Annotated in this window: 19 protein-coding genes and 4 pseudogenes; 9 read left to right on the top strand and 14 right to left on the bottom strand. The window is 30.7% G+C overall.

The features are described 5' to 3' along the window. Window positions 1–369: 369 nt before the first annotated feature. From ACQKNI_RS19360 to ACQKNI_RS19345, 4 genes and pseudogenes are all read right to left on the bottom strand, one after another. A complete protein-coding gene (locus ACQKNI_RS19360) occupies window positions 370–519 on the bottom strand; it encodes a hypothetical protein (protein WP_170952781.1) in 150 nt (49 codons plus the stop codon). 305 nt (window positions 520–824) lie between these two features. Then, window positions 825–1,204, bottom strand: a pseudogene (locus tag ACQKNI_RS19355) (IS6 family transposase); the annotation flags it as partial. A gap of 71 nt (window positions 1,205–1,275) precedes the next feature. Further along, a complete protein-coding gene (locus ACQKNI_RS19350) occupies window positions 1,276–2,016 on the bottom strand; it encodes a YrrS family protein (protein ID WP_098253274.1) in 741 nt (246 codons plus the stop codon). 237 nt (window positions 2,017–2,253) lie between these two features. Then, a pseudogene (locus tag ACQKNI_RS19345) lies at window positions 2,254–2,596 on the bottom strand (sodium:proton symporter). Between the two features lie 205 nt (window positions 2,597–2,801). On the opposite strand from ACQKNI_RS19345, the pseudogene ACQKNI_RS19340 reads away from it, so the two are divergent. From ACQKNI_RS19340 to hfq, 6 genes and pseudogenes are all read left to right on the top strand, one after another. Further along, window positions 2,802–2,990, top strand: a pseudogene (locus ACQKNI_RS19340) (hypothetical protein); the annotation flags it as partial. 712 nt (window positions 2,991–3,702) lie between these two features. Further along, window positions 3,703–4,968: a Y-family DNA polymerase gene (locus ACQKNI_RS19335; protein ID WP_098253273.1), complete on the top strand. Its 1,266-nt coding sequence runs from the start codon at window positions 3,703–3,705 to the stop codon at window positions 4,966–4,968. Next, window positions 4,965–5,306: a YolD-like family protein gene (locus ACQKNI_RS19330; protein ID WP_098253272.1), complete on the top strand. Its 342-nt coding sequence runs from the start codon at window positions 4,965–4,967 to the stop codon at window positions 5,304–5,306. The genes ACQKNI_RS19335 and ACQKNI_RS19330 overlap by 4 nt, the downstream gene beginning before the upstream one ends. 48 nt (window positions 5,307–5,354) lie before the next feature. Then, window positions 5,355–5,729, top strand: a complete 375-nt coding sequence (locus ACQKNI_RS19325) for a hypothetical protein (protein WP_098253271.1) — start codon at window positions 5,355–5,357, stop codon at window positions 5,727–5,729. Window positions 5,730–5,874: 145 nt separating this feature from the next. After that, complete coding sequence (locus ACQKNI_RS19320) at window positions 5,875–6,210, top strand: transposase (RefSeq protein WP_098253270.1); 336 nt, start codon at window positions 5,875–5,877, stop codon at window positions 6,208–6,210. A gap of 27 nt (window positions 6,211–6,237) precedes the next feature. After that, window positions 6,238–6,426 (top strand): RNA chaperone Hfq, encoded by a 189-nt coding sequence (hfq, locus tag ACQKNI_RS19315; RefSeq protein WP_098253269.1) that lies wholly within the window; start codon window positions 6,238–6,240, stop codon window positions 6,424–6,426. A gap of 583 nt (window positions 6,427–7,009) precedes the next feature. Here hfq and ACQKNI_RS19310 read toward each other — a convergent pair. Then, a complete protein-coding gene (locus ACQKNI_RS19310) occupies window positions 7,010–7,795 on the bottom strand; it encodes a nucleotidyltransferase domain-containing protein (RefSeq protein ID WP_098253268.1) in 786 nt (261 codons plus the stop codon). A gap of 313 nt (window positions 7,796–8,108) precedes the next feature. Then, a complete protein-coding gene (locus tag ACQKNI_RS19305; RefSeq protein ID WP_002114355.1) occupies window positions 8,109–9,005 on the bottom strand; it encodes an Rpn family recombination-promoting nuclease/putative transposase in 897 nt (298 codons plus the stop codon). A gap of 161 nt (window positions 9,006–9,166) precedes the next feature. Here ACQKNI_RS19305 and ACQKNI_RS19300 point away from each other — a divergent pair, with 161 nt between their 5' ends. Together ACQKNI_RS19300 and ACQKNI_RS19295 are read left to right on the top strand one after the other, a co-directional pair. After that, entirely contained in the window at window positions 9,167–9,295 is a 129-nt protein-coding gene (locus tag ACQKNI_RS19300) for a hypothetical protein (RefSeq protein WP_255299822.1), read from the top strand. A gap of 109 nt (window positions 9,296–9,404) precedes the next feature. Then, window positions 9,405–10,112 carry an IS6 family transposase gene (locus ACQKNI_RS19295; protein WP_098253267.1) on the top strand — a complete coding sequence of 236 codons (708 nt, stop codon included), beginning with the start codon at window positions 9,405–9,407 and terminating at the stop codon, window positions 10,110–10,112. Between the two features lie 67 nt (window positions 10,113–10,179). Here ACQKNI_RS19295 and ACQKNI_RS19290 read toward each other — a convergent pair whose 3' ends face one another. From ACQKNI_RS19290 to ACQKNI_RS19270, 5 genes are read right to left on the bottom strand one after another with little or no spacing between them, the layout of a single operon-like run. Beyond that, a complete protein-coding gene (locus ACQKNI_RS19290) occupies window positions 10,180–10,863 on the bottom strand; it encodes an ABC transporter permease (RefSeq protein WP_088232994.1) in 684 nt (227 codons plus the stop codon). Window positions 10,864–10,883: 20 nt separating this feature from the next. Then, complete coding sequence (locus ACQKNI_RS19285; RefSeq protein WP_098253266.1) at window positions 10,884–11,789, bottom strand: ABC transporter ATP-binding protein; 906 nt, start codon at window positions 11,787–11,789, stop codon at window positions 10,884–10,886. Window positions 11,790–11,822: 33 nt separating this feature from the next. Continuing rightward, on the bottom strand, window positions 11,823–12,548 hold the full coding sequence (locus tag ACQKNI_RS19280) for an ABC transporter permease (protein ID WP_088232996.1): 726 nt from the start codon (window positions 12,546–12,548) through the stop codon (window positions 11,823–11,825). Between the two features lie 18 nt (window positions 12,549–12,566). Further along, a complete protein-coding gene (locus ACQKNI_RS19275; RefSeq protein ID WP_088232997.1) occupies window positions 12,567–13,283 on the bottom strand; it encodes an ABC transporter permease in 717 nt (238 codons plus the stop codon). Next, on the bottom strand, window positions 13,280–14,194 hold the full coding sequence (locus ACQKNI_RS19270; protein WP_088232998.1) for an ABC transporter ATP-binding protein: 915 nt from the start codon (window positions 14,192–14,194) through the stop codon (window positions 13,280–13,282). The genes ACQKNI_RS19275 and ACQKNI_RS19270 overlap by 4 nt, the downstream gene beginning before the upstream one ends. A 191-nt stretch (window positions 14,195–14,385) precedes the next feature. Between ACQKNI_RS19270 and ACQKNI_RS19265 the strand changes: the two are divergent. Continuing rightward, window positions 14,386–14,666, top strand: a pseudogene (locus ACQKNI_RS19265) (hypothetical protein); the annotation flags it as partial. 66 nt (window positions 14,667–14,732) lie between these two features. Here ACQKNI_RS19265 and ACQKNI_RS19260 read toward each other — a convergent pair. From ACQKNI_RS19260 to ACQKNI_RS19250, 3 genes are all read right to left on the bottom strand, one after another. Beyond that, window positions 14,733–15,824: a sensor histidine kinase gene (locus ACQKNI_RS19260; protein ID WP_088232999.1), complete on the bottom strand. Its 1,092-nt coding sequence runs from the start codon at window positions 15,822–15,824 to the stop codon at window positions 14,733–14,735. Then, a complete protein-coding gene (locus ACQKNI_RS19255; protein ID WP_140417514.1) occupies window positions 15,821–16,546 on the bottom strand; it encodes a response regulator transcription factor in 726 nt (241 codons plus the stop codon). Before ACQKNI_RS19255 ends, ACQKNI_RS19260 begins: the two co-directional genes overlap by 4 nt. A 358-nt stretch (window positions 16,547–16,904) precedes the next feature. Beyond that, entirely contained in the window at window positions 16,905–17,063 is a 159-nt protein-coding gene (locus ACQKNI_RS19250) for a gallidermin family lantibiotic (RefSeq protein ID WP_088233001.1), read from the bottom strand. Between the last annotated feature and the right edge of the window lie 346 nt (window positions 17,064–17,409).

Genomic DNA, 17,409 nt, shown 5'->3' with positions numbered 1-17,409 from the left:
TTAAAAGGTTTAGTCACCTACAATCACCTCTATTTCTTGAAAATTAGGTAAATAATAGTGGTATAAAATGCTATTAATTTCCTAAAATCGTATAATCTAAACTATTAAAAACATCATTTGGGAAGGCTCTTTTTTTATTATTCCACGCACATTAACTAATACTTTATCGCGTTATCTGTTTCTGGTGTGAAAATTTTTAAACTAGTTTTTTTGCTCATTCCCCCCGACAAAGGGAAATATGCTTATTAAAAAGTTATATGCTGTGTATCAAAAAGTACACTTTTTGATACGTTTTTACAGACGTATCAAGGACTGACATTGTGCATATGATCTATAACGCATATGTAAAGGGTTTCCTATAAAGAAACGTTATAAAAAAGGTCTACTCATTACGAGCAGGATCTCTATTTTTTTCACCCAGCCTACTTTATTTAAAACTTCGGCTACTTCTGTAAAAATTGGTGCATAAGTAGAAAAGAATAAAAATAATGATACTATAAGTCCTATGATTTTCTTCATACTCGCATCTCTTTATCAACCCATTTAAAAACCTTTTAATTATATATTAAGCTTTGATACTATTGAAATAATAAAAAAGGATATGCATAATTACATATTTCTCTTATTGATAGATTGTACCCTACTGAAAAGAAAGCCTTTCCTTGATATTATTAGTCTCTTTGTTAGCTTGATAGCGCTATGGGATTCTGGTGCAAAAAAATGATAAATAAAAAAGAATCATGGATTCCTAACGGAATCACCTGTTAAGCCGTTAATCCAAACAGCTGGTTGATAAAAATATTCTGATTTTGAACAGACTGGTCCTACAAATCAATTTGTTCATTTTTGAGCATATGCATGGCTTCAACACCACTCAATATAGAAGCTGATGTTTTGTATGATTTAAATCCCAACATAGAGCGTATACGTTTTTTAATAAAACGAGGCTCTTGTTCTACTATGTTATTTAAATATTTTATCCTTCGGATTTCGGTGCCTATTGGTATCCTTTTCCTTCCTTCAACTGTTCGATAGCAATTGGATAAGCAGGATTCTTATCGACTGTTATAACACGAGGCTTTGAAACATGAAAAGACTGCAAAGCTTTCTTGAAAGAGTGCTTTGCAGCCTTATGATTTCTAGATTTACTCAAATAAAAGTCAATCGTGTTTCCTTCAGAATCAACGGCACGATATAGAATTAAGTTTATCTTATCTATACTATAATAGCTTAGTCCCTCACAACAAGAGAGGATAACATTTACATTTCTCTTATTTATTTTACCACTTGAACAGATACTGGTTTCCAACCCTGATTCTCTACCCAATCAATATCAACCTTATATTTTTTATTACTTTGCTTATCTCGTACATTACCGTAGGCTTTATTATTACCATTATTCCCAATAAAATCAAAAATCAATTGACTCTCTGGAACATCAACAGCATATGAAATTGCTTTTTTCATCTCATTCCAATCTACTGTTCCTTCTTTAAATTTCATTGCAGGTTTTGCTCCTTGCTCTGTACCAATTGGCTTCCAAGAAGGATTAGTTTGAGAACCCTTTTCTTGAGCTATCGTTTTTTCTCCCTCTTTATTTTCATTTTCGTTCGTTTTTACAGGTTCTTCTACTTTTTGTTTCTCTTCTAAATGTGCTGTTTCTTTATCTCCGTTTTTCTTTTCTTCTACCTTTGTCGCTTCTTTATCTTCATTTTTCTTTTCTTCTACCTTTACCGCTTCTTTATCTTCATTTTTCTTTTCTTCTACCTTTGCCGCTTCTTTATCTTCGTTTTTCTTTTCTTCTACCTTTACCGCTTCTTTATCTTCGTTTTTCTTTTCTTCTATCTTTGTTGCTTTCTTTTCTTGAGCAATTGCTTTCTTTGATGTATCAGAAGTGAAAAACAACTGATATGTTACTATGCCAACTGTTACTAATACCACACTAAATGCGATATTAAATATCCCCTTATTACGACGATTTTGTTGTTTTGCTTGAATCCTGCTTCCTTGTCCCATTTTTCAAACCTCCGTGTTTATTTTCGCCACTAATCTTTACGTATTCTTCCTAAGAATCTTAATATTTTTATTAAATAATAAAAATGAACTACACTTCCCATACAGAATTCCATATAAAAATAATAAAATTTATGCTTTTTCAAGTATCTGACATATGTTATTCAAAAATAGTTTAATAAATTAAAGATTGATAAGTTGCTGTACTTAAGTATACTTTTTAACAATTAAGCCTCTTCTTCACCGGTTTATAATTTCTAAAATCAAATGCCCTCTTTAGTTTGCGCTTTCCAATGGATATGCCGTAAAATCAAAAGAGATTTTACCTCTTTTACCTTCTTTTCAGAATAGCTTTCGCCACTAGGGAATTCTATTATTCCTAATCTAACCTTTAATTCGCTTTCATGACAAAACGAATCTTTATGAAGTCCCCTTATCTTTTGTATAAAGCGCCTTTATTTTTTTCTATATAGAGCATTTTTTCTTTGTTTATAACCTTCTTAAAAGCTTCTTCTCTACTGTAAAAGTCATTTAAACTATACAATCCATACCATTTAATATGTAATGTCTCTATTAATTCCACCTCTTTTTCCAGACAATACTATTATTTCTGAATATTTTATTTATTATGAATACACATTCCCGCTTACTTGAATTAAAAATTGCGCTTTTCTATAATACATTTTATTGTTAATAACTTCAATAATGAATATGTACATATGTAGCATTGAATGGATGCAAAAAAACATAGAAATTTTATCTTTCTACGTTTTTCCTAACTTCAGATTATTTTACTATTTAAAAATCTTCCTTCCATTTCACTTTGTGATCGAATTCAAAGTTTTCTATCTCCAAATACCTTACGGGATCTTACTAGAAATGTTGGTTTTGTACAACGAACCAGTAAGTACCAAGCAGAAGATTTAGCAGCTTTATGTGTTTGGGTGAGCCAAAATGTAGCCTTTAAGGAACTTACACTGGATCTTTAGAAAAAAGAAAAATCTTATGTGAAATTAAACTTATGTAAGCTTAGCTTGATGGATGTGTAGTGCTACCCCATTAATTGTTTTCAAAATAAATGGTCAAAATCGAAATGCTCTAAACACATTTAAGAATTATTGTTATATATAACTATAATTTCATATTTTTATAATGTATATAAACCAATTATTAATATAGGTAGTTAGGTAAGAATACTAATATCCAACTGTTAGCATAGCAACTATTGTTAACAATAGTAATGGCCAAAAGATAATTAGAGTTTTGAAAAGAAAAGGATACCGTGTAGACTTTGAAGATTTTTGGATGTATGAATCAGCTCGATAAATCGGGCTGATTTTTTTTGAGAAATTTATCATTCTTTTTGATTTTTTCAACACTTGTTTCTCTTTTATAAATAAAAGGGAAAAACAGAAAGGATTTTTTAATGCAGATTAAATTCAATACTAACGGGAAGAAAATCAAATTCCATGCAGAAGTAAACAAGCCAAAGTTTAAACTGAAACAAAAACACTGGTTAATGTTACTGTGGGTGTTCGAAATTACAACGATGATATCTCGTATCTTCTTTTAAGAAAAGACCAACTAATTAAGTTTAATTTTTTATTTTTTTATAAAAACCTCTTCATAAGAGAACGTATATTCGTGTATAATAAGAACAGACGTTCTTATTATTAAGGAGGCGTAAAGGTGTATGACTACTCAATTTTGCCGAATCGAATTGTTTTATGTGTAGATCTTCGAAGCTTTTATGCTTCAGTTAGTTGCATCAAGATGGGATTAGACCCACTTCATACCAAATTAGCTGTAGTAGGAGATGTGAACAGAAATGGCTCTATTGTTTTGGCTGCAACACCACCATTAAAGGTATTAGGTGTTAAGAAAATGGCAAGGTTGTACGAAATACCACGGCGTAAAGACATTCTTGTGGTAAACCCAATCATGGGAACTTATATAAAATGCTCCAATTACATAACAAAATTAGCTTTGCAATACGTTCCTATTGAGGACTTCCACCAATACAGCATAGACGAATTTTTTATGGATATTACCGATAGCATCCATTTATTCGCCCAAGATCCATACAAATTCGCTACGAAATTCAAACGTGAAATATACGATCATACACGAATTGAGTGTACCATCGGCATTGCTCCTAACCCATTATTGAGTAAGGTCGCTTTAGACATTGAAGCTAAGAAGAACAAAGACGGGATTGCTTTTTGGAAGTACGAGGATGTACGTACAAAACTATGGAGCATACGACCACTTAATAAATTTTGGGGCATATCTTATAAAACAGAAGAAAAGTTAAATCGAAAGGGAATACATTCTATTGGAGATTTAGCCAATTATCCCCTTAAATACTTAAAACAGAGCTTCGGCAAGATTGGAGAAGAATTGCACTTACATAGCCACGGAATAGACTTTAGTCGCATTTCAGAAAAATATGTTCCTGCCACAACTTCTATTGGAAAAAGCCAAATTCTAATGCGTGACTACACAATAGAAGAATTTCCGATTATTCTACTGGAACATATTGAAGAAGTTTGTTATCGCCTTAGAAGACAAAACAAACTTGCTCAAACCGTTCATTTTTCTGTCGGTTATAGCAAGAGTTATACAGGTGGGATTAGAAAAACACATACCTTAAATCGCCCAACAAATTTAACGATGGATATATATCATATCTGTGCGTACTTTTTACATCAGCAATATACTGGCGAACCCATTCGCAGTATAAACATATCCTTAACAAACCTACTTCAAGAAGGGGAAGAACAAATTTCTCTTTTTGATAATGTCGCGCAACGAGAAAAAGAAATGAAGTTAACAAAAGTAATGGATGAAATACGTACAAAATTTGGGAAGAACAGTATTTTACGAGGGATTTCCTACACGCATAGCGCTACAGCTAGACACAGAAATACACTAATTGGAGGCCACAAATCATGAATAACGCTAATATGCCAAAAGGAAGAGGAATGATCAAATGGACTCCATTCGCAGCAATGCCTGAACAGTTTGCTGGTATTCGTGAAATCATCAAGGAGAAAAACAAAGTAACTCGGCCGATCTTAACCGCTGAAGAAAAAGAACTGATCGAGAACATGTTGTTATGTTCCTTATTATCTGAAGAAGAAATACTAATCACATATTATGAAGACGGTTATTTACTCTCTAACTATATGACAGTTGTTGATATTGACCAACAAAATAGTGCTGTCATATGTACCGATGCTTTTTATAACAAGATGAAACTACAGTTTTCTAATATAATAGACGTAAAATAGAATGCATTTAAGTGATCGCGTTTAGATTGCTATAAAGGAGTGTATTAAATGCAAGGGAATCAGCTAAGAAGGAATACAGCAAGAACAGTTATTCATAACGATATAAATAACTATCCCCATTTAAATATACCTATGATTATTAATGAAAAAAACGGAATGATTTACGAGGTTTTAAACGTTGGTTTTCATAATAATGATGCGGTAGGAATGATAACAACGGACGGTTTCGCTACAACTAGGATAAATACACCAATCGTATCAATAAAAAACAATGATCGTAGCATTCAAGCATTTCGCCTACCTTTAGAATTGGAATATTGGGTACTTTCATGTATGCGTGCTGCTTCAGTAGGAAAAAATCCGTTCCCATGTAAAGTTGCTTTTGGAATCATTGACACTAAATTTTATGTAGAATTCAAATGAAAATAGGAGCAATATTATTTTGCTCCTATTTATTTTATAAAGAGGTAGTTTTTGTCCTTCTACCATTATACATTTATTTTATTTCATATTAAATGTGATACGATAGTTATATATTCATTTTGCTAGTAAAAGGAGATGAGTGTCGATGAAAAACCACATAAAAGTAAATGGAAAAATCCTTCAAACAAATAAAAAATGGTCACATCTCAAGCAAAAACAAAAAGAACATATTTCTAATCGGTTACGTAGAGAATATACACAGTTTGTAAAAACACATCATAGAAAACCTAGAAAGTATGAACATGATGAGATTCTTCATGAAGTGATGAATCAAATACATGAACATGAAATTTGGATTCCTTATGGTGAAGTAAAAAGATATTATCTAAGCAAAATAGGAAAATGGTTTAAAAAAATAGAAAGTGAATGGGAATCACAAATATCCATTAGTGAAAAGCAGCAGGTATTAGAAGAAAAGTAAATACAAACAAAACAGGGGGCGCATTTCATGTTTAATTTACAAGAAGACATGTATGAACAATTGAAAGAGAAAAAAGGAGAAGTTACTGTATTTTTAAAGAATGGCGTTCCATTACGTGGGCAGATCCTTGCAACAGATAAATTTACCATCCTAATGATGGTTCATGGTAAACAACAACTAATCTACAAACAAGCAATCTCTACACTTGCTATGTAGTACATACTGGACTTATGTAAATATTTCTCAATATTATATTATTACTATGTAAACTATAATATAAGTAATTCTTTTTATTGTTTATATTTTGTTATTTCCTGTTGCAGAATCCTTATAATATTATAAGGATTCCTTTTTTGTGCCAAAATCTACAAATAAAAAGATAAGATCGGCGAACACGATCTTATCTTTAACACAAGGAGAAAAACGGAAAAAACTATCTTATTTATATTGTATTATATTTTTTGTTAATTTTTAATATTAAAACCATAAATAGAAGTTGCATCTATATTGAGAAATTCATTACAAAATTAGTTGTAAAAGTTTACATTTGTACATATTAATAGTTTGATGTCGCATAGATCGCAAAAGTTTCCCCGATTGAGAATGCCCCCTGTAGCTTTAAAATAAAGATTGATAAAAAACTCTCTTCTCTCCATATACAACAACAATTAAAAAACCGTTATGTTGAAAAGAGATTGATCAAAATAACGGTTTTATGTTTAATTAAATATCAATTTTTATAATAAAATTTGATCATTCCTTATTGAACTAAAGCCCCTGTTAGTTAAAGAAGGAATTTCTACATTACCTCATATACTTCTTCTAAATACTTAATAGATTCTTGTTGAGCCTCTGATTTTATTTGAATGTCGATTTCATGATCTCTTCTGAGATGTAAATAAAGTGATATTATAGATTTAATTGCATTATAACAACTTTCTTTTTCGTGGATGGCTATTGTTTTTTCTAATTTCTCAATGAAGTCTGGTGCATCTTCTTCAATTCTTCTTACCCCTCTTGGTAAAGAATTGTTTTTCATTAGCACTAGCGGTCCTATAACAGTTTCTCTGAGAAATGAAAGGAAATCGACTACTTCAAACAATTCTCCTCTTCCAAGTTTAGTAGCACCATAATGTATCCAAACCCAAAATCGATCTTCAATCCATTGCATATCTGGATAGGGAAAAGAATAATTAGTTTTATTTAGTATCTGACTTAAAGTTGAATCCCTTTGCCAAACTACAATAGGTTTTTCAACTCCATTCGAAACTTTTTCAATGGTTACAAATTTAAAATCCACATGAAGAATAGGGGCATTGTACAAACAAATTAGTAGTCGAGGCTCACCCACATGCTCCCCAGTAAATCCTGATAAAAGATGACCAAACCCACTTGCAATTTGCAACCTATTCTTCATTATTGCGTCTTGGAAAGTTGAGTCATAAACAAGAATCAAATCTATATCACTAAACTGATCCATAGTATTGGTTATTATTGAACCACCTGCAAGTATACCTATAAAACGTTCATCTTCTTGTATTTTCTTTTTTACTTTTTGGATAAAATCTTCATGCTGTTTTAACATGCTAATCACTCCTATAAATTGACTTACTAAAAGTAGGTATTACGACAGAACAACATAATAGATATACAAATTCCAATAGTAATTATTTCATTCTAAATAGGAAAGAATATGCTTTCTTATTAAGTTAAACTGTCTCTATAGTTAAAGGGGAAATTCCTGTAAAAAAAGGATTTTAATCAAACTTCCTTATAAATTATCAATCTTTATTTTAAATAATCGAACTTTGTATTAAATGATCAATCTTTTTTATAAAACTACAGCCTCCAAAAAAAAATAACACCTACAAACATTTGTAGGTGTTATTTTGATCTATTTAGGATTGTAAAATTTCTCGTATTTCTTCTATACTTAACTTCGTGAACTTTGCAATGTCCTCTACTGACATTCCATTTTTATGCATACCACTAACTAATTGAATACGTTCAGCAAGCTTTCCTTCTTCTCTTCCTTTTTTTATCCCTTGTTGTTCTGCATGAGCAAACTTTGCAGCCTCATCCATTAATGCTTTTTCCCTTGCTTCATAGGCTTGACGGAAAGAAGAATCTTGACTCATACGTTCCCACTTATTCATTGCCTTTTGTAAAATTGGATCTTGGTTCATCGCAATATCCTCCAATGTTTGGGTTAAGTGTTCATCTTCATTCGCTGGAAGTAATAATAACCAACGAACAAACGAATCTTCCCAGGGATTTACTTGTTCATTACGCCATTGTTGCATTAACTTCGGAATTTCAATAATATGCACTTCTATATCATCACTCAATACCTTTTGTTGTTGCTGATTCCACAAGATTCCTGTTGTATGAAACGCTTCATATTCTGGAAACATCACAAAGTTTAACAAATTGATGGTAATTGTTTTATGAAGTGAGCTATATGGCATTCCTTTTTTTAATTGAGAAGTGTATAACCTTCCCCAATAATACAAGCTTCGTTTGATCATATCGTGATTGTTATTCAGCTGTATTTCTACATTTATCTTTGTCCCCGTATCTAATGTCGCTGAGATATCTAAAATCGATAATTTATCTTCTTCATGTTCTCGATGCAAATGTGGATCTTCTAACTGCAAGGATATAATGGGTGATTCTAAAGAATCATGTAACATAGCATTTAAAAAGGCAACCAGAATATCCTCGTTCCCACTTGTACCAAATAATTGTTTAAATGCAAAATCAATACGTAAATTCACTAATTGTTGATTGGACATGGGCTTCCTCCCCCTGCCTTATACTATTTCTTTCCCTTATTGTACATAAAATGAAAGTAAACATGCAAACAGGATTTTATATCTAATAAAAAACAAATCATTATATCTATTTTCATGATAACATTAAAAATAAGGTGATTAATATAATGGAGGACTACAACATGAAAAAAACAAAAAAAATCTTAAATAATCCATTTGTGAAATATCCATTAACTATAATTTCAGCTATTGCAATAATAAATGTAAGATATGATTTAGGATCATTTTTAATAAGATTAAAATATATTTAAGTAATAATAGAGCATTTATGGTTCTGGTGCAAACACTCCAAAACGCTTGTAAGTAACCTCCTAAACTTGGACATACTGATACTAGTATTCTAAAAAGGATGTGATTGGTATGGAAGAGCAAAATCTATTCAAGTGGAAACATTATCAACCGGATATTATTTTATTAACCGTGAGATGGTACCTACGGTACAACCTCAGTTTTCGTGATTTAGTCGAAATGATGGAAGAACGCGGGCTATCCCTTACCCATACAACTATCATGCGATGGGTTCATCAATATGGTCCCGAATTAGATAAGCGAGTACGACGTCATCTGAAGTCAACCAATGATTCTTGGCGAGTCGATGAGACGTATGTGAAAGTCAAAGGTCAATGGATGTACCTATATCGTGCTGTTGATTCAAAAGGAAATACAATTGATTTTCATTTAAGCAAAACAAGAGATCATAAGGCTGCAAAGCGTTTTTTCAAGAAAGCTTTGCGGTCTTTTCATACTTCAAAGCCCCGTGTGATTACAGTAGACAAAAACCCAGCCTATCCTATAGCGATTGAAGAGTTGAAGAAAGAGAAAAAGATGCCTGTAGGCATCCAAATAAGGCAGGTAAAATACTTGAATAACATTGTAGAGCAAGATCATCGTTTTATTAAAAAGAGAGTTCGTTCAATGTTAGGATTGAAGTCTTTTCGTACAGCTACATCTATTCTTTCAGGAATAGAAGCGATGCATATCATTAAAAAAGGCCAACTTATTTTACGGGACAAGTCTGTCCAAAATGAAATGAAGTTTATTCATCAACTATTCGGAATGGCTGCATAAAAATAGATTCCATTAGGAATCTATTTACCTCTTTCAAATAAATGCAATCTTTGCACCAGAACCATTTTTATTCAGTTTTTAATAAGGAAATTACTCCAATCACGGTAAAAAAGCAACTTAGAAAGATACTAAGTATTATAAGATAAGAATTGTTTCCCTCTATTGTACTCAATGGATAATGCCACATACCTAAAAAAGAAGCTTGATAATAAGAAATCAAGCTGAAGAAAAATCCAGCTATTCCTATACTTAAAGAAGCAGCAATTGATTTAAACTTTATTCCTATTAATACTTGAAATGAAATTACAGGCATACTGCAAACCCATGAGATTAAACATGAACTTATAATACTATTCCAAGGTAATGGAGTTTCTTGGAACAGTATTATATTTATAAAAATTGAACAAATACTTAGTACGATACATCCTGTTAATATAAGAAGTTTAATAAACAATAGATGATTTATATAGAAGCTAACTCGAGAAATAGGTTGTATCATTATTATTTTCCACATGTTATTAGAATAAAAAACGTTTGAAGATAGAGAAGTTAAAATGGTTAGACCTAACGGTAAAAACATGTATAACCATCCAAAGTCAGGTAACAAGTGAAAGCTTTCTTTCTGTTGTTCAAAAAATAAAATAAATAAAGTGAGTAAAGAATATATAATAGGAATAACTATAGCTAAATAAATGACAGAAGTACGTTTTGCTTTAATTAGCTCTGCATGTAACAATCTTATTGAAAGCATCAGTAATTTAAGTCCCTTCTTTAGTTAATATTTTTCAACTTACTAAAGTATGATGTTTCTAGTGTTTGCTGTCGAATATTTATACCTTTTAAAGATACTCTGTTAGATAACATTAAATTTGTAATTATGGGTATATCGGATTCTGATCCCCGTACCTCTATCAGATGCTTGTTAATTGACACTTGATAAGACATGGATTTTAAAAGGTGAATACACTCTCCTGTGTCATCAGAATGTATAGAAATAATTGTAGAGTTATTCCTCATTAGTTCGTTCATTGTTCCTTGAAAACGCAAATTACCTGATTCTATAATAGCAATATGTGTTGCAATTTGCTCTATCTCTGAAAGTTGGTGACTAGAAATAAAAACTGTATGACCAGTATTTTGTAATCGTTGAATTAAATTTCTTATTTCTAAAATGCCATTAGGATCTAAACCGTTAGTTGGTTCATCTAACACAAGTAGAGAAGGGGAGTCTAAAAGTGCAGTAGCAATACCAAGTCTTTGTTTCATTCCTAAAGAATAATGTTTAACTTTACTTTTACCTACGTCTTTTAATCCCACAGATTTCAAAGATTTGTCTATTTGCTTATATGAAATTCCTCTTAATTTACAAATATACTTTAAATTTTCCACACCATTCAAATGTTCAAAAGCACTAGGAGTGTCGATAAATGCTCCTATCTTACCTAATAAAGGTATCTTATTTTTTTGTATGGATTCTCCAAATAATTTAATTTCCCCACTGCTAGGAGTAGAAAGACCTAATAACATCTTTATGAGAGTAGTTTTTCCTGCACCATTTGGACCTAGTAATCCAAAAATACTTCCTTGGGGAACTTGAAGATTTATTTGATCAATAATAATTTTTTTATCATACTTTTTTGATAAATTATATGTTTCTATAACATTCTTAGTCACCATTTTTTATTACTCCTTTTAATAAAAGATAGGTTGTTACCATTCTCTTTTCCGAAAAGAAAGTGAGCCACCTAATATATAAATGGTTGAAGTTATAGCAACAATTATATAAAGGCTAAATAAATCTACTCTAGGAGAAAATTGTGTGCCCTGTGGCATCATAGTATAAAAAGGTATTGTAGAAGGAAACCAGCTACCTAAGTTAGAGTGCATTCCTGTTAATAATAAATTAGGAATTATCAATCCAAGTACAATTACTAAGGAGGCACCAAAGTTTCTAATATATATAGAAATCCAGGATTGTAATGCCAACAAAGGAATAATAGCTATAATACCCCCAACTAAACTTTTAAATATGGAAAATAACGGTAACGATCCTTCTACTCCTAAAATTTGACCAACAATAAAATAACTTAGAAAGAAGAACAATTGAGTAATCACTAAAAATAAAAAAATCCATATTATTTTCGATAAATAAATATAATGTTTAGGTATAGTTGCGGTCAAAATATTTTTCCAACTATTATTATTATGTTCATAACGATATAACAAGGTCGTGAACAAACCAGCTAACAAAGGAAAGAAAAACATCGAATGGAAATTGGCTGCATAAGTATAATAACTATTCCAATTTAATGAAAAGTCTTGACCCAAGGCAATAAAAGAAATAAAGCTATTCATTAATGTTTCACAAATGATTAATAGAAAGAAAAAATACCATTGAATTTTTATTTTTTCTGAATTTAGGCTGCGTTTAAACATTTATTGACTCCCTTTTTCTTAATGAGCTTCTTGTTTAGAAAACTTTACTGCTCCTAAAATGAAAATTAATACTCCCAACAATAATCCTTTCCAAACCCAATTTATAGAATAGGGTAATAATGGAGTGGATAATGGAGGATATGACCAAGGTAAGAAATTAAGCATAACTGAAGAAGAACGTGCTAAGAATAAACTTAAAACTGCTCCAATTACCCCAATTAAAATAGGTATGGCTTGATTTTTAATGCTTAGCGACAACCATAATTGAATAGCAATAGTAGGTAGAGAAGCTAAAAACGAAAAAGCTATTTGTTTCAAGAGTAAAGTCCAAATTATTTGATCAAAGCCTGCAAAGGCTGACCAGATTAAAATAGAACCTAACAGTATTAAAAGGCTTGTAATAGCTAATAAAGAAATTACTAATATGGTTTTGCTAAAAAAAATCTGGATTTTAGAAATTGGAAGTGAAAATATTTTTTTCCAGCTATTAGAATCGTGCTCATTTCCTGCAATAATTGACGATAAAAGAGTGGCTATAACCATCAGAGTAAAATGGAGAAATAAATTTAAAATGGCAACTATGAAAATGCCTTTTGATTCACTTACTTTATCGCTCCAAAAATACGATTGAACAGATACTACTATACTTAAGCCCATACTTCCAATTAAAATAGTACCTAATACAGGTATCTTCTTTAATTTTAGCCAATCTGCTAATAAAAGGTGAGATATCATAAACTTTGCCCCTTTCCGGTTAAGTTTAGAAAGATATCTTCTAATGATCTTTTTTGCTCGTTAACTTTATAAATAAGATTCTTCTCCAATACCAAAGATTCAACAATTTTGGCGATATCTTTACGGCTAATGGAGTTTACAAGAAGGCCATTAGATTTGTTATCTACTTCCCAGCCTTGATTTTTTAATTGTGCATAAGCTAATTCAGGGTTACCGACTTCAAGATAAAGTTGAGATTTATTTTTATCTTGTAAAACTTCTAATTTATTCTGAAAAACTAAATTGCCTTCATTTATAATCCCAACATGTGTAGCCATGGCGTTAATTTCACTTAGTAAATGACTAGAAACCATCACTGTAATACCAAACCGCTTAGGCATTTCAATAATTAATTCTCTTATTTCCTGTATTCCTGAAGGATCTAGACCATTAGTTGGTTCATCTAATATTAGCAACTGTGGTTCACCTATTAATGCAGAGGCAATACCTAATCGCTGTTTCATACCCAGGGAATAATGTTTGACAGGTTTCTGTGCTTCCTTAGTTAAGCGTACTAATTTCAGCACTTCATCAATTCTGCTTTTTTTTATGTCTAACATAGTAGCTATTACTTCAAGATTTTTGTATCCACTTAAGTGTCCATAGTATGAAGGAGATTCAACTAGAGATCCAACTTTAGATAAAATAGAGGATCTATTCTTTAATAAATCGCTATTAAAAATTTCTATTTTGCCATTAGAAGGTTTAATTAAACCCAGTAGCATCTTAATAGTGGTTGTTTTACCTGCTCCATTAGGTCCTAAAAATCCGTATATACTTCCTTCAGGTACCTCTAAGTTTAAGTTGTTAACTGAATTTATTTTTCCATGCTTTTTTGTTAAGTTTCTTGTTTTAATTACATATTCATTCATTAATTTTTCACCTCGCTTATATTCTACTAAACTTAAGTAAACATAAGGTAAACACAAAACGAACAGGATACTAATAATTAATTATTGGTATCCTGTTTATTTTGTGTCTGAACAAGAATATATTTATGTTAATAGGGTAGCGCCAATATAAGCCTAATTCAGCAGACTAGACTGTGCGGTTTTTCCGTTACCATCATATTGGGGAAGAATATAAAGATATAGCAAGAAAAATAAGCTAACAAGTTTAAGGAAAACGATATAAAGTATGCTGTTCTACCATTTAACTGAGTTTTACGGATGCTAAAGAGCTACATAGCTATCGATACGCTCGTTTCCGAGGAATAAATTCTGTCCAAATACAGACTTACCTCACCATAATATGAAAAAAATAGTCCTCAACCTGACCTTTTTTTGTCAGGTTGAGGACTATTTTTCTTATTTCTATCATTTTTTCGTGTTTTTCACTCATTGAAAATTCAATTTTCAATGAGTGTTGGAAACTCTAAAAAATTCCCAAATACTCTGAGGATACTAATAATCAATTATTAGTATCCTGTAAACTAATTTTGATTAATGTACCTTCATTAATTTTACTTTTGACGCTAATTTTACCTTGCTGAGAAACGATGAAAGATTGAGCAATACTCATTCCTAAACCACTGCTATGGGAACGATTGAATTTAGAATTTCTATAATACTTTTCAAATAAATGTTCTAAAGTATCTTCATCCATCCCGATTCCATTATCTTTTATGTATATATTAAGGTGCTCATTGTAAGAAATACGAATTGATATGTTTGTCCCTGGAGGATTATGAACGAGTGCATTTAGTATAAGGTTAGATAATGCTCTATTCATAAGTTTCTTGTCTATTTTCATATGTAAAGAATAAATGTTTGTTTCAAAGCTTAGATTATAACCTTCTGCAAGGGGGCTGTTGGCCATATCAATTACAATATTTTCAATGAAATCTATGATATCAACATCCTTTAATGAAACAATTAAATCTCCATTCTCAGATTGAAATAAAAGATTCATATCATCAATAAGTGATTCTATATGGAGAGATTTTTCATAAATTATTTTTAATGAATTCGACTTTTCTTCCTCTGACCATTTGTAATCAGATGATAATAATAAACTAGAATAAGCTTTAAGATAGGAAAGTGGGGTCTTTAAATCATGAGATACACCGGATAACCATTCTTTTTTAGATTGATCTAATTGCTGTTGCAACTTTTGGTTCTGCTCTAAAGTATGGGCTAGTTTTTCCACATGACTTTCCAACTCTTCAAAGTATGGAGTTGTCTTTCTCAACCATTTAGGCATGACTTTTTTTAAGTAAGGCATATAAGTTTTTTTGTAGGGTCTTTCTAGATTCCCTTGAGATAGACCCTTAATCCAGGAAATTAAGTAAAACATAGGCTGTATTACATACCAACTATATAAACCTGCAAATATGACGAATGCAATACCAAATATTATAGCAGCATAAATATGAAAATAAGGCGTCGATATAACAAAGTTAGTTAGTAGTTGAGCTAATATAATATAGATAAATAGCATAAAGAATGCTAATAAACCAAGGACCCTAGTGAAGTGAAAAATAAAACGAAAAAGTATTTTCAATTCTGTTGCTCCTCATTTTTTAATATTAATTTATAACCCAATCCCCGCACATTTACTAAGATAGAGGGCTTTTTAGGATCTGCTTCTATCTTCTTTCTCAATCTAGAAATATGAATCACCACTGTTTTTTCATCACCAATGTAAAAATCCCCCCAAACTTGTTGATATAATTGTCGAACGCTAAATATACGATTAGGATGGTTACATAAAAAAATTAGGAGCTCAAATTCTTTAGCAGGACATTCAATATGGGTTTTACCAACAAGAATTTGACCGGATTCTTCCAATACTTGAACATTATTGTTTAGGTTAAATCTTTTTTCTTCAGAGTTTTTTGGTTTATTTGCTATAAACTCTTGTCTTCTTAAGTTTGCTTTTACTCGTGCAATTACTTCTAAAGAATTAAAAGGCTTTGTTATGTAATCGTCGCCTCCAATAGTTAATCCCATAATCTTATCCATGTCAGTTCCTTTAGCAGTTAGAAATATAATAGGTGCATTTATTAGAGTTCTCATTTGTCTACATACTTCTAAACCGTCTATATCAGGTAGCATAATGTCTAAAATAATAAGATCGAAAGAGTGCTCTTTAATTTTATTTAGAGCTTTTACCCCAGTTGTAGCTGTATGTATATTTTGAAAACCATCCTTTCTTAGTGCTAACTCTAGTACATCTAATAGACCTTTTTCATCGTCAACTAATAGTAAGGAATAATTCATAATGCCCCTTCTTTCCTAAAAATAATAATATATCCTACTGATATTATATCGAACAAACAAAAAAAGCACTTATTTTTTAATAAGTACCTTAATACAGATTTCTATTCAATTTAATTAGTTAAGTAAATATAAGTTTTTATTTACTTCGTGTTTACTTTCATTTGGCATAATAACGTGTAGGAACATAGTTAAAGTTAATTGTTAGCTATAGAAAGTGGTGTATATTGAAAAATTTATCTTTTATAAACATACACGCAGCTTTATACACAAACGAATTTTACCTTATTTAGTATATGAGGTAAAAGAACAAGCTCTTTTTTGGCCGAAAAAGAGCTTGTTCTTAAGATTATTAATCTTTTAATTAACTACACTTTAAAGAGCACCAATTTTCTGTAATTCGGCAAAGTGTTTGACAAGTACCTGGAGTACAAATAATTCCACTACGTGGTTCTACTCCACCTTGTTCTTCTAAGTTTGAGCTAACTTGAACATCTAAATCGAATAATTTGTTATTTTCCATTTTAAATTCTCCATTCTCGACTGTGATTATTTTTTGAAATGCACCTCACAAAAAAATATACATAAAAAATTTGAGTTTGTATATAGTTTTTTTACAAAAAAAAGAAAAAATATAAAAAACTTGAAAAAATGTAAATGTATGGTATATTTATTAATTTATTCTATTTTTATGTTATGTTAGTAAAATTTAAATTTTATTTCGTTCTAGAGAAAAATATCTACATAAAGAAAACAAAAACACTTCAAAGGTTATATATACAAAGAAAACAAAAAACACTTCAAAGGCTATTATTCTATTCGAAAAATTTTTGAGTTATTTTGGTATAATTGATAAATAATGTATCAAT

The sequence above is a fragment of the Bacillus sp. NPDC094064 genome (assembly GCF_050279585.1).
Taxonomy (GTDB): Bacteria; Bacillota; Bacilli; order Bacillales; family Bacillaceae_G; genus Bacillus_A.
The sequence above is the reverse complement of the archived record's forward strand: the minus strand, read 5'-3'. Positions and strand labels throughout refer to the sequence as shown.

Coding starts and splice junctions, on each gene's coding strand:
- ACQKNI_RS19360 (WP_170952781.1), bottom strand. CDS start 519: ATGAAGAAAATCATAGGACTTATAGTATCATTATTTTTATTCTTTTCT.
- ACQKNI_RS19350 (WP_098253274.1), bottom strand. CDS start 2,016: ATGGGACAAGGAAGCAGGATTCAAGCAAAACAACAAAATCGTCGTAAT.
- ACQKNI_RS19330 (WP_098253272.1), top strand. CDS start 4,965: ATGAATAACGCTAATATGCCAAAAGGAAGAGGAATGATCAAATGGACT.
- ACQKNI_RS19325 (WP_098253271.1), top strand. CDS start 5,355: ATGCAAGGGAATCAGCTAAGAAGGAATACAGCAAGAACAGTTATTCAT.
- ACQKNI_RS19320 (WP_098253270.1), top strand. CDS start 5,875: ATGAAAAACCACATAAAAGTAAATGGAAAAATCCTTCAAACAAATAAA.
- hfq (WP_098253269.1), top strand. CDS start 6,238: ATGTTTAATTTACAAGAAGACATGTATGAACAATTGAAAGAGAAAAAA.
- ACQKNI_RS19310 (WP_098253268.1), bottom strand. CDS start 7,795: ATGTTAAAACAGCATGAAGATTTTATCCAAAAAGTAAAAAAGAAAATA.
- ACQKNI_RS19305 (WP_002114355.1), bottom strand. CDS start 9,005: ATGTCCAATCAACAATTAGTGAATTTACGTATTGATTTTGCATTTAAA.
- ACQKNI_RS19300 (WP_255299822.1), top strand. CDS start 9,167: ATGAAAAAAACAAAAAAAATCTTAAATAATCCATTTGTGAAATATCCA.
- ACQKNI_RS19295 (WP_098253267.1), top strand. CDS start 9,405: ATGGAAGAGCAAAATCTATTCAAGTGGAAACATTATCAACCGGATATT.
- ACQKNI_RS19290 (WP_088232994.1), bottom strand. CDS start 10,863: ATGCTTTCAATAAGATTGTTACATGCAGAGCTAATTAAAGCAAAACGT.
- ACQKNI_RS19285 (WP_098253266.1), bottom strand. CDS start 11,789: ATGGTGACTAAGAATGTTATAGAAACATATAATTTATCAAAAAAGTAT.
- ACQKNI_RS19280 (WP_088232996.1), bottom strand. CDS start 12,548: ATGTTTAAACGCAGCCTAAATTCAGAAAAAATAAAAATTCAATGGTAT.
- ACQKNI_RS19275 (WP_088232997.1), bottom strand. CDS start 13,283: ATGATATCTCACCTTTTATTAGCAGATTGGCTAAAATTAAAGAAGATA.
- ACQKNI_RS19270 (WP_088232998.1), bottom strand. CDS start 14,194: ATGAATGAATATGTAATTAAAACAAGAAACTTAACAAAAAAGCATGGA.
- ACQKNI_RS19250 (WP_088233001.1), bottom strand. CDS start 17,063: ATGGAAAATAACAAATTATTCGATTTAGATGTTCAAGTTAGCTCAAAC.